We start from the raw sequence: 11,655 nt of genomic DNA, 5'->3' as shown, positions 1-11,655 counted from the left end.
CAAAGTATGGCGACAGCCGTTTCTTCTTACTTCAAGCTAATTTGACGAGAGAAGGAATCACACATGCTAACAGGTAAACAAAAACGTCATTTGCGCTCGCTTGCGCATCATTTACAGCCGATTTTCCAAGTAGGCAAAGGCGGCACAAACGATCATCTCGTTCGCCACATCGAAGAAGCGATTGAGGTTCGTGAATTAATTAAAGTCTCTGTACTGAACAATTGTATGGATGACCCCAAAGAAGTAGGCCAATGGATCGCGGAAGAATCCGGCTCCGAGCTTGTTCAAGTCATCGGCAAAACAATCGTATTGTACAAAGAATCGAAAGATAACAAAACAATCGAGCTTCCTTAAGGGCAGGTTCGGCTAAGGCGAGAGGAGTCATGTCGTTGATTAAAGTGGGATTTATGGGCGGAACGTTCGACCCCATTCATTATGGCCATTTGCTTGCTGCCGAATCGGCACGTGAAGCTTGCGGACTGGACGAGGTATGGTTTATTCCTGCCGGTCATCCGCCTCTCAAAGAAAACGGACCTCTTGCTGACGGACAAACTAGGCTGGAAATGGTGTACCGTGCCATTGACTTCCAACCTCATTTCCGCGGGATGGACGTTGAGCTGGAGCGCGAAGGCACCAGTTACACGATCGATACCGTCAAATCGCTCATGGACCTGTATCCCGGCAGGGAGTTCAGCATTATCATCGGCTCGGACCGCGTCAATGACTTGCCGCAGTGGCATCAAATCGCAGAATTGGCAGCGCTGGTTCGCTTTATCGGTGTACGCAGAGCCGGTGAAGAGCTGAAGGCAGACGAACTTCCCGCGTTTCTGCAGGAGAGGCTGACTATGATTGAGATGCCGCAGATTGGTATCTCATCGACAGATATCCGGAATCGCCGTGCGCAGGGTCGGTCGATTCGATTCCTTGTTCCGGAGAAGGTATATTCGTTCATCAGAAGGAACAATCTCTATGAATCGTGATGAGATGATTGCCAGGGTACAAGCCGAGATGCCGGAGCGGAGATGGACACACACAGTTGGCGTAATGGAGACTTCCGTTATACTTGCTGAGCGGTTTGGCGCCGATCCCATAAAGGCAGAGCAGGCAGCTATTCTGCATGATGTCGCCAAATATTGGGCCACCTCCCGCATGGAAGCGATCATTCGGGAAGAAGAGCTTCCCGCAGATTTACTGGCGTTTGATAAAGAACTGTGGCATGCGCCTGTAGGAGCGTTCGTCGCCAAGCGCGATTATGGTGTCACAGACCTTGAAATTCTGGATGCGATTCGTTACCATACCTCCGGTCGCGAGGGGATGACTTCGCTGGATAAGGTCGTCTGTTTGGCTGACTATATGGAGCCGGGTCGCGATTTTCCCGCTGTGCAAGCCATTCGGGAATTAGCAGAGCATAGCGTGGAACGCGCGCTTGTTGCAGGTTTTGATTCAACGATTACGTATTTGCTGCAGCAGGGAAAACGGATTTATCCGCTGACAGTTGCTGCGCGCAATGATTTACTACTAAAGATACGGGAGGCGGGGCTATGACGGTTCATTCCGACGAGCTGCTCAAGCTTGTAGTTAAGGCTGCTGACGATAAGAAAGCGCAAAATGTAATCGCGCTTGACTTGAAGAACATCTCGCTTGTAGCGGACTATTTTGTTATCTGTCACGGGAATTCGGACGTGCAGGTGCAAGCCATTACAACGGAAATTCGCAAACAAGCGGAATCGCGCGGCGTACGTGTTCGCGGGATTGAAGGCGCGGATACAGGAAGATGGATATTGGTAGACATCGGTGATGTTGTCGTCCATGTGTTCCACCGCGAAGAACGCGAATATTACAATATCGAACGTCTATGGTCCGACGCGAAGGTCGTGGAATTCGCATGAGTTTAATAGCCGGTACTACGATGAAGCTTAAGCTGGCACGAGAAGTTTCGCCTTATGGTTATTTCATGACCGATGGCGAATCGGAAGTGCTGCTGCACTATACCGAGCTTGTCGGACATCGTCCGCAAATCGGACAGTCTTATGATGTATTTCTGTTCTTCGATTCGGAGGATCGCATTGCCGCAACGATGAAGACGCCTCTCATTCAGCTCGGCACCGTGGCGAGGCTCGCGATAGCGGATATTCATCCGCGAATCGGTGCGTTTCTCGAGATGGGCCTTGGCCGTCAGCTTCTGCTGCCATTGTCTGAGCAGCCGGAACTAAAGGAGCTTCGACCGAAACGCGGTGACGAGGTTCACGTCATTCTTGCCCATGACAAAATCGGCCGTCTTGTTGCTAAGGTAGCCTTCGAGGAAGAACTCTCGGAGCTGGCCTTCCATGCGCCGCAAGCTTGGCATAACACCTGGGTTGAGGGCTGGGTAACGAAGACGCTTAAGATCGGCTCGTTCGTGATGATTGACGGCGGCGTTATCGGTTTTGGCGCATACGGCTTTATCCCTGCGGAAGAGCGTACTCGATTGCTTCGACTCGGCGAGCGTGTAAAAGCACGCGTCACTTTCGTTCGCGAGGATGGACGTGTGAATTTGTCCATGAATCAGCGTAAAGAAGTGGGTCGGGTTGAAGACTCGGAACGGATTCTTGCCTTCTTGAAGGAGCGTCCAAAAGGCGCAATGCCATATTCGGATGAAACGCAAGCCGAGATCATTAAGGAGAAATTCGGCATCAGCAAAGGCGCGTTCAAACGAGCGATCGGTAAGCTGATGCGCGAAGGACTCGTAGTCCAAGAGGGAAGCTGGACGAAGCTGACTGAACAAGCAGCGACGGCGGCGGTTACGACGCATTCTGCGGCAACCTCGGAAGACGCGGGGGAATAGAGATGGAAGCCTATCGGCATTTCGCCTCCGTATATGACAGGCTGATGGAAGAGATGCCGTATCCGCAGTGGTTGAAGTTTGCAGAGGATTGCTGGACGCGGTACGGAACGCCGAAGACCGTCGTTGATCTGGGATGCGGAACAGGAAGCATTGCGATTCCTCTGGCACGAAGCGGTCACCAAGTCTTCGCGATTGATCTTTCCTCCGATATGCTGACTATTGGGCAAAGCAAATGGGGGGATGAACCTTCACGCAGCGGCGGCACGATTACTTGGCTTCAGCAGGATATGACCGAGTGGGAGATTGGCGAACAGGTCGACTCCGTCATCTCATTCTGCGATTGTATCAACTATCTGACGGAGGAAGATGAAGTTCAAGCTGCTTTCCAAGCCACCTATGAGGGCTTGAAGTCCGGGGGGTTGTTCCTCTTTGATGTTCATGCGCCGAAGACGTTAGCCAGGTATGCTGCGGAGCAGCCGTTTGTACTCGATGAACCGGATGTGGCTTACATCTGGACGTGCGAGCTTGATGAAGAGCGGGTAGAAATCGAGCATCGGCTTACGATATTTGCGCAGGAGAGCGGCTCGCGAGACAACAGTTATTCTCGCATCGAGGAGATACACGTCCAGCGGGCGTATGACGCGGAGTGGATTCGGGAATCACTGCTAATGGCAGGCTTCAGCCGTGTAGATCAATTTGCGGATTTTACGATGAATGAGGCTGATTCGGAATCAGAACGGCTGTTTTTTGCGGCAATCAAGTGAATATGACCGATTCCGGGCGTTCTATGCCTTGACATGACAGGATTCGCTTCATTATAATCGAACTATCTATTTAGGTGTTGAAGAGGAGCAGTAGCTTTAGCAGCGTTTGGAACAGAGAGCCGGCGGTAGGTGCAAGCCGGACCAACGTGAAGTGAACTCGCCTTGGAGCCGCGCGTGAACACGATTGCAGTGGTAAACGTGCCGTTTCGCCTGCGTTAAGGGCAAAGAGTGAGCAGCGACAAAGCATGTCGTTTGCTAACTAGGGTGGTACCACGGGAGAATAGTCTCCCGTCCCTAGCGTTGTCGCTAGGGACGGGAGTTTTTTTTGTTTTCTGATAAGGACTGGTTTGGCATGGAAGAGAGAATAGGGAGGCAATTCGTATGACACAGGAACGCCAAGAGCAGCAGGGGTATAACCCCTTAGTCATTGAGCCGAAATGGCAGAAGCATTGGGATGAGAACAAGTCGTTTAAGACGACCGAGGATGCAGGGAAACCGAAATTCTACGCGCTTGATATGTTCCCTTATCCATCCGGAGCGGGACTTCATGTCGGCCATCCGGAAGGTTATACCGCAACAGATATCGTCTCGCGTTATAAGAGGATGAGAGGCTATAACGTGCTTCATCCGATGGGCTGGGATGCATTCGGCTTACCGGCTGAGCAGCATGCACTGGATACAGGTGAGCATCCGCGTGAGATTACGGTCAAGAACATCAACAATTTCCGCCGTCAAATTAAATCGCTTGGTTTCTCTTACGATTGGGACCGCGAGTTCAGCACAACAGATCCGGATTACTATAAGTGGACGCAATGGATCTTTATCCAGCTGTTCAATAAAGGGTTGGCGTATGTAGCTGAAGTGCCTGTTAACTGGTGTCCGGCGCTTGGAACGGTTCTTGCCAATGAGGAAGTGATCAACGGCCTCAGCGAGCGCGGCAACCATCCGGTTATTCGCAAGCCGATGCGCCAATGGGTGCTGCGGATTACGGAATATGCGGAACGTTTGCTTGAAGATTTGGAAGAGCTGGATTGGACCGAGAGCATTAAAGATATGCAGCGCAACTGGATTGGTAAATCCAAAGGTGCGGAAGTTACATTCGCGATCGACGGACATGATGCTTCGCTTGTCGTATTTACGACACGTCCCGATACCCTGTTCGGTGCGTCCTATTGCGTACTTGCACCGGAGCATGAGCTGGTAGATGTGATTACAACTTCTGCGCAGCAAGCTGCCGTGAAGAATTATCAAGAGACAGCCGCGCGCAAGAGCGATCTTGAACGTACGGATCTGAATAAAGACAAGAGCGGCGTATTCACGGGTGCTTATGCAGTCAATCCGGTGAACGGTGCGCTTGTTCCGATCTGGATTGCCGATTACGTCCTTGCCGGTTATGGCACGGGTGCAATTATGGCCGTTCCGGGACATGACCAACGCGACTGGGAATTCGCTAAGCAGTTCGATCTGCCGATTGTTGAAGTTGTTCAAGGCGGCGATGTGCTGGCTGAAGCTTATGCAGGCGACGGTCCGCATGTGAATTCCGGATTCCTGGACGGTCTCAGCAATGAAGCTGCGATTGCACGCGCTATCGAATGGCTTGAAGCCGAAGGAAAAGGTCAAGGAAAAGTGACGTACCGCCTTCGCGATTGGCTGTTCAGCCGTCAGCGCTACTGGGGCGAGCCGATTCCGATTCTGCATTTGGAAGACGGCACAATGAAGCCGGTACCGGATGATCAACTGCCGCTGCTGCTTCCTGATGTTGAAGCAATCAAGCCATCGGGTACAGGCGAATCTCCGCTTGCGAATGTAACGGAGTGGGTAGAAACAATCGATCCGGAAACGGGTTTGCGTGCCCGTCGCGAGACGAACACGATGCCGCAATGGGCCGGCAGCTGCTGGTACTACCTGCGCTTCATCGATCCGCATAACGATAAGGAACTGTGCTCCAAAGAGAAGCAAGCCGAGTGGCTTCCAGTCGATTTGTATATCGGCGGCGCTGAGCATGCCGTGCTTCACTTGCTGTATGCACGCTTCTGGCATAAAGTGCTCTACGATATCGGCGTAGTCGATACCAAAGAGCCGTTCCACAAGCTCGTCAACCAAGGGATGATCTTGGGCACCAACAATGAGAAAATGAGTAAATCACGCGGCAACGTAATCAATCCGGACGATATCGTAAACGTATACGGCGCAGACACCCTGCGCATGTACGAAATGTTCATGGGTCCGCTTGAAGCGACGAAGCCTTGGAACACGAACGGCGTAGAAGGCATGTACCGCTTCTTGGCTCGCGTATGGCGCTTGTTCGTAACGGATAGCGGCGAGCTTGCCGAGAAAGTCGGCGGCAGCGGTGAAGTTACCGAGGCGTTCAAACGTACTTGGCACCGTACCGTGAAGAAGATCACCGATGATTACGAGAACCTTCGCTTCAATACGGCGATCAGCCAGTTGATGATCTTCGTCAATGATGCTTACAAAGCGGAATCCTTGCCTCGTGAAGCCATGGAGAGCTTTGTTCAAATGCTTTCACCGCTGGCGCCGCATATTGCGGAAGAGCTGTGGTCGAAGCTGGGCCGTACGGATGTTTTGTCTTATGCGGCATGGCCGACTTTCGATGAAGCGTTGACGGTTGACCAAGAAGTCGAAATCGTCGTACAAGTGAACGGGAAGATCGTAGAGCGTATTTCTATTGCTGCGGATACAGAAGAAGCAGAGATGGAGCGAATCGCGAAGGAGTCCGAGAAGGTCGCGGAAGCAATCGCCGGGAAGACCGTTCGTAAGCTAATCGTCGTTAAAGGCAAGCTGGTTAATATCGTAGTAGGCTAATTAGGCGTGGGTTTTATCCGAATTCACCAATAATAAAGAAAGAGGTGAGCGACCTCTTAACGCAAAGCATGCGTTAAGGGCCGTTCACCTCTTTGCCGTATAAGGATACTTTCACACGTTCTAAATCTTCGTTGTATTTGGCATGTGTTGCACGAATAAGTCGGTTGAACACGCCGTCCATCTCACGATTGAGCAGCGCGAGTGCTTGTGCGGTAATTCCGCCAGGCACTGATACACGCCGTTGCAGTTCCTCCGGAGACATGCCGCCTGCCGTCAAGAGCTGCCCAGTACCTAAGAGCATTTCGCTGGCAACGATACGCGCCTCTTCACGCGGGATGTTGGTTTCCTCTACAGCTGCGTCGATGAAGCGCTGAAGGAGGTACGACATGATGGCTGGGCCGCAGCTGGATAAATCCGATACGATGCGCGTATGCTGCTCGCTGACCGGCATTGGCTCGCTGATATATGAGAGCAGATGATTTAAGCGATTCTTATCGGCATCGGTCATCCGGTCGCCGAACATACACAAGGATACACCGCTGCACATATAGTTTGTGATGCTCGGAATGACTTTCGCTATTTTGCAAGGAAGCGACTCTTCCAACTGCTCAATCATGACCGGGCTTGTGATCGAGATGACAATCTGCTGCGGCAAGATGACATCGCGAATTTGATCGATGACGTTCTTGAACTCCATAGGTTTGATACAAAGAAAAATCAGATCCTGATCGATGACGGCGTCGCGGTTCGAAGGGACAGCCTGAAGACCGGGATGGCGGTCAGCTAAGCAGATTGCTTTTGCTAGAGTGCGGTTGCTGGCTGTTATTTGCGACGGCTTCAAGGCTCCCGATCCGATAAACGTATCGATGAGCAAGCTGCCCATGCTTCCAATCCCGATAAATCCGACATTCATCGCAATCCCTCCTATGCGCTATAAGGCGATCAGCGCAGCTTTAACACAGTAATGGGTAAATGGCTCTATAAAGTCGTTGTGGTGCTCTTACTACGTTATGCCGGGAAGCAAGGCCATCATGACCAGCAATAACGTTAAAAATTACAAAGTTTTCTAAATCGGGGAGGGAGTATTGGTATGCTGCATACCAAATCAGGCCGATTGGATTGGCAAAAGCTGCTGATTCTCGTTTTGATTCTAGCCGCAATCCTATTGGCTGTGACAGCTATTTTACATCCGAAGGCTGAGGAGCCGCCGGGCTGGGTTTCGGTTAACGATGAGGTGGATTTGGCATTAAAGCCGCTTGAGCAACGAATAGCCGACAAGCAATTGCACAGTGTGAAGCCTGCACCTGAGGTGACAGCTCCACAACCAGTTAACTCGAATATTAGAGAGACAGTACCGGAAGCGGCATCTGCTGATGCAAAGCCGGCTGTTGTGGGTAAGGAGGAAGAGGTGCGTTCATCCGAGACGACTGGCGGGAAGATTGATATCAACCACGCGACGGTTGGCGAGCTGGATGCGATTCCGGGTATAGGGGCCGCCAAGGCCAAATCGATTATTGAGGACCGTGAGAAAAACGGATTGTATAGCAGCGCGGACGACCTGCTTCGCGTGAAAGGCATAGGCCCCAAGCTGCTTGAGAAAATGAAATCTTCCATTGTTCTCCATCCGTGATTATGCGACAATAAGAGAAATATCGGGAAGTTATTGCTATTATTGACGCACGAAGAAGGCAGTAAGTATTCGCTTATTAATGATCATACGTTCCCAAGCCCGTACTTGTGCCCCCGGAATGTATGAGAGGCATAGATGATATTTTGCATGATAGGAATCAGCGTGCAGCTTGCGGATGCAGATCGCATGGATGCACAAGGAGGAAGAGCTACAGAAATGGCAGAAGAGGTTCAAGACAGCGCCAGAAAAGACTGGGATACTTATTTTATGGATATTGCGTATATGGTTTCTACCCGCTCACGTTGTCCGCGCCGACATGTCGGTACTGTGTTGGTACAAGGAAAGAAGCTGCTTGGTACGGCTTATAACGGCGCGCCTATGGGGGTTGCGGACTGCTCAGAGGATGGCTGCATGATCGTTGAGGAGTTTGAGATGACGCAAGTCGGTGAGGTCGAGCAAATGGTGAAGAAGCAGCGCTGCATTCGTACGATTCATGCCGAGCAAAATTTGCTTCTCTTCACAGATCGGATTGACCGTGAGCGTTCGACCGTTTATGTGACGGATCAGCCTTGCTGGACTTGTGCGAATATGCTTGCTAACAGCGGTGTGCGCGAGATTGTATATCATCGTGCATATGCCAAGGACAGCGATAAGGTAGCTTCACTTATGAGTTTGAAAGGGATTGTATTTCGCAATCTTGCTGCTTATGAGCCGCCGGCTCAGGCAGGTATGAATGTGATTGGTTAATCAACAGCACAAGTGGGGAAGAACCTTCGAACTGTGCCTAAGGAAGAGAGCTGTGTGGTGGTCCTCTGTGGATGATCTTAATCGGCTGCTTTCGCGGGTATGGGCGGAGGTTTTTTGTTGTTTGCATGATGTGGAAGGAGGGATGGGCGGATGATGGCGCGAAGACCGCTCATCTGGTTTACGGTGTGTTGGGTGCTGGGAGCAAGTGCAGCTGCGGGATTAAAGGACAGCGGCGTTTATTTGACCGCTGCCGCGTTGCTTGCTGCCATGCTCGCGCTGGGGCTGCTGAAACGTGCATCATGGCCGCTTGCCGCAGCATGTTTGGCAGCTTATGTGGCTGCTGCAGGAGAGCGGATATGGATGGATTCGCGGAATGTCACTGCGCTGCCAGAACTGCAGGCTCTTGCTTATGAGGCTATTCCTGTGGGCTCCGCCATGTTCGGGGCGGAGATCAGAGGGATTATTAGTTCACCGGTGGAGATTGACGGTGATCAGGTTCGGTTCCGCGTTGCTGTGGATGAGGTTGTGCAGGGCGGAGGAGGAAACAGTCCTGTGCAGCTCGGCGGTGAAGGAATGCAGGTTCAAGTACGATTAGCGGCTGAGGCTGAGCTTGTTAAGGCAGCTTCGTGGAAGCGAGGGCAGCAAATGTCGGCTGCCGGTGAGCTGTCCGCGCCTATGGCTGCCACGAATTTCGGCGGCTTCGATTATCGCAGTTATATGAACAGCCAGCGCATCCACTGGCAGTTCAGCGTGGATGGGGCTGCCTCGGTGCAGATAAGCGCCGGACCACGCTGGTCGGCTGCTGCGCTGCTCCGTTATGTCGATGACGTGCGCGCCGCGCTTGGGGCGCAAATGGACAAGCTGTATCCGGACCTCCAGTCCGGTTACATGAAAGGCCTCGTCCTCGGCATAAGCGACGATCTCGATCCCACTGTGTACCGCCGGTTTGCGCAGCTGGGACTCACGCACATCCTGGCCATATCCGGCCTGCACGTCGCCGTGTTCCTCTATATGCTCGGCGGCCTGCTGCGCTTAGCGCGAATGACCCGGGAGCGCATGCTGCTGCTGCTCATGGCGGCGGTGCCGCTGTACGTGCTCCTCGCCGGAGCCTCGCCGTCGGTCGTACGCTCCGGCATTATGGCCGTGCTCGGCCTAGGTGCAGCCCGCCTGCACAAGCTCGGCGACGGGCTGCACCTCCTGGCCGCCGCCGCGCTGCTCATGCTCGCCTTCGACCCGTACATGCTCGGAAACGTCGGCTTTCAGCTGTCGTTTCTCGTAACGGCGGGTCTCATTCTCGGCGTGCCGCCTGTGCGCGGCTGCTTGCCTGCCGGGAAGCGCTGGTGGGCGCGCTCCCTACTTGATTTGCTCACGGTCACTGTGGTCGCACAGCTCGTTTCGCTACCGGTCACCATCTACTATTTCAACGCGGTACATCTGCTCTCGATCGGCGCGAACCTAGTACTTGTTCCTTTCATCAGCTTCATCGTCATGCCGCTTGGCGGCGCTTCGATGCTGCTCGGTGCGTTATGGCATCCTGCCGGTTCGCTGCTGTCGCAGGTGACAGCCATTGGCAACGAATTGACGTTTGCATTTGTTACAAGGCTGAGCAGCTGGAACAGCTTTCGAATGATTTGGGCAACCCCGCCGCTCGGGTGGGTGGTAAGTTACTACGGCATGTTATGGATCTGTTTTGTATGGCTTGGCAGGTTGAAGCGGCGTCTTCAGCAGCCAGAGTCGGAAACAAGTTCGTCAACGGGTTTAGGATCGGATTCGGATAAGCTGGTAGAACTGCAAGCAATCCCGTTCATAGATATGTCTTCATTCGAATCGCCGCATTCTCACCGCAGAAGGTTCGTTCTGCTGTCTCTCACGGCCGCAGGCTTAAGTTTTCTTCTATTATGGGCCTATTTCCCTGATTTCAGAGACCGCCATGCGTATGTCGATTATATCGATGTCGGCCAAGGCGATGCGATTTTGATTCGTACTGCGAAAGGAAAACATATTCTAATTGATGGGGGAGGAGCCGTTCAATTCGGCAATAAAGAGGCCTGGCGGATACGAAAAGATCCCTATGAGGTTGGCCGCAAGCTTCTCGTGCCGCTGCTGCAGAAACGAGGCGTGCACCAGCTGGATTTGCTCGTCCTATCGCATCTCGACAGCGACCATATTAAAGGCCTGCAGGCGGTGATAAGCGAGATCAAAGTAAAGGCGATCATGTGGAACGGCACATTGAAAGCTTCCGAGGATGCGGTAACGCTGCTGCGGACAGCAGTGGATGCGGACATTCCGCTCTATAAGAGTACGACGGGCTTGGAATGGCGGGTCGACTCCGGCACAACAATCCAAGTGCTCGGTTTGGCGTCAGGCTCCGACCAGGCTATCGTGGAGGAAGACGAGCAGAATGGGCAGAGCGCAGCTTTACTCATTGAATTGTACAACCGCAGGTTCCTGTTCGCAGGAGATGCCGACGTGCAAGAAGAGGAGCTGCTCTTGGAGCAGCTTCAATCCCATGATGTTGAATCGTCGTCGCCGCTTAATCCCTTCATAGACGTCATGAAAATCTCCCACCATGGCAGCAAAACCTCGACTTCCGAGCTGTGGCTGAACTATTGGAGGCCGAAGTGGGCAGTCGTCTCCGTCGGGAGAACCAACACCTACGGTCATCCGGCTCAAGTTGTGATGGATCGGCTGGCGAGTGCAAATATCCAAACAAGCCGCACGGATCGGAATGGCGAGATCCAATTTCGAATTAGCCCGGATCAAGCAATCACCCGAAGAGAAAAAATCCCCGACTCCTAGCAGACAAGCTGCAAGGCACCGGGGAAACGCATTTATTTTGTATTTAATTAGTCTTGTATCTATTT

General features: G+C 52.6%; 11 protein-coding genes and 1 other annotated feature. Of the genes, 10 read left to right on the top strand and 1 reads right to left on the bottom strand.

Annotated features, from left to right (window positions below):
* The first annotated feature begins 63 nt into the window (after nucleotides 1-63).
* From yhbY to leuS, 7 genes are all read left to right on the top strand, one after another.
* Nucleotides 64-354 carry a ribosome assembly RNA-binding protein YhbY gene (gene yhbY / locus AC0YN4_RS28545; RefSeq protein WP_090980029.1) on the top strand — a complete coding sequence of 97 codons (291 nt, stop codon included), beginning with the start codon at nucleotides 64-66 and terminating at the stop codon, nucleotides 352-354.
* 38 nt (nucleotides 355-392) lie between these two features.
* Nucleotides 393-980 (top strand): nicotinate-nucleotide adenylyltransferase, encoded by a 588-nt coding sequence (gene nadD, locus AC0YN4_RS28540; protein ID WP_475780066.1) that lies wholly within the window; start codon nucleotides 393-395, stop codon nucleotides 978-980.
* Nucleotides 970-1,545 (top strand): bis(5'-nucleosyl)-tetraphosphatase (symmetrical) YqeK, encoded by a 576-nt coding sequence (gene yqeK, locus AC0YN4_RS28535; RefSeq protein WP_475837350.1) that lies wholly within the window; start codon nucleotides 970-972, stop codon nucleotides 1,543-1,545. Before nadD ends, yqeK begins: the two co-directional genes overlap by 11 nt.
* Nucleotides 1,542-1,889: a ribosome silencing factor gene (gene rsfS, locus AC0YN4_RS28530; protein ID WP_475779117.1), complete on the top strand. Its 348-nt coding sequence runs from the start codon at nucleotides 1,542-1,544 to the stop codon at nucleotides 1,887-1,889. The genes yqeK and rsfS overlap by 4 nt, the downstream gene beginning before the upstream one ends.
* Nucleotides 1,886-2,824, top strand: coding sequence for a CvfB family protein (locus tag AC0YN4_RS28525; protein WP_475779118.1), 939 nt, complete (start codon nucleotides 1,886-1,888; stop codon nucleotides 2,822-2,824). Before rsfS ends, AC0YN4_RS28525 begins: the two co-directional genes overlap by 4 nt.
* 2 nt (nucleotides 2,825-2,826) lie before the next feature.
* A complete protein-coding gene (locus AC0YN4_RS28520; protein ID WP_475837349.1) occupies nucleotides 2,827-3,588 on the top strand; it encodes a class I SAM-dependent DNA methyltransferase in 762 nt (253 codons plus the stop codon).
* Nucleotides 3,589-3,656: 68 nt separating this feature from the next.
* Nucleotides 3,657-3,887 (top strand) — a binding site (T-box leader).
* Between the two features lie 82 nt (nucleotides 3,888-3,969).
* Nucleotides 3,970-6,414: a leucine--tRNA ligase gene (leuS, locus tag AC0YN4_RS28515; RefSeq protein WP_475837348.1), complete on the top strand. Its 2,445-nt coding sequence runs from the start codon at nucleotides 3,970-3,972 to the stop codon at nucleotides 6,412-6,414.
* A gap of 73 nt (nucleotides 6,415-6,487) precedes the next feature.
* Here leuS and comER read toward each other — a convergent pair whose 3' ends face one another.
* Entirely contained in the window at nucleotides 6,488-7,327 is an 840-nt protein-coding gene (comER, locus tag AC0YN4_RS28510) for a late competence protein ComER (protein WP_475837347.1), read from the bottom strand.
* Between the two features lie 177 nt (nucleotides 7,328-7,504).
* On the opposite strand from comER, the gene AC0YN4_RS28505 reads away from it, so the two are divergent.
* The 3 genes from AC0YN4_RS28505 to AC0YN4_RS28495 all read left to right on the top strand — a co-directional run bounded on the left by AC0YN4_RS28505 (nucleotide 7,505) and on the right by AC0YN4_RS28495 (nucleotide 11,590).
* Nucleotides 7,505-8,044: a ComEA family DNA-binding protein gene (locus tag AC0YN4_RS28505; protein ID WP_475837346.1), complete on the top strand. Its 540-nt coding sequence runs from the start codon at nucleotides 7,505-7,507 to the stop codon at nucleotides 8,042-8,044.
* A gap of 216 nt (nucleotides 8,045-8,260) precedes the next feature.
* Nucleotides 8,261-8,791, top strand: a complete 531-nt coding sequence (locus tag AC0YN4_RS28500; RefSeq protein ID WP_475780067.1) for a deoxycytidylate deaminase — start codon at nucleotides 8,261-8,263, stop codon at nucleotides 8,789-8,791.
* Between the two features lie 150 nt (nucleotides 8,792-8,941).
* Nucleotides 8,942-11,590, top strand: coding sequence for a ComEC/Rec2 family competence protein (locus AC0YN4_RS28495; protein ID WP_475837345.1), 2,649 nt, complete (start codon nucleotides 8,942-8,944; stop codon nucleotides 11,588-11,590).
* Nucleotides 11,591-11,655: the final 65 nt, after the last annotated feature.

It is taken from the genome of Paenibacillus sp. J22R3, assembly GCF_056269305.1.
This window is presented reverse-complemented; position numbering and strand designations above follow the sequence as displayed.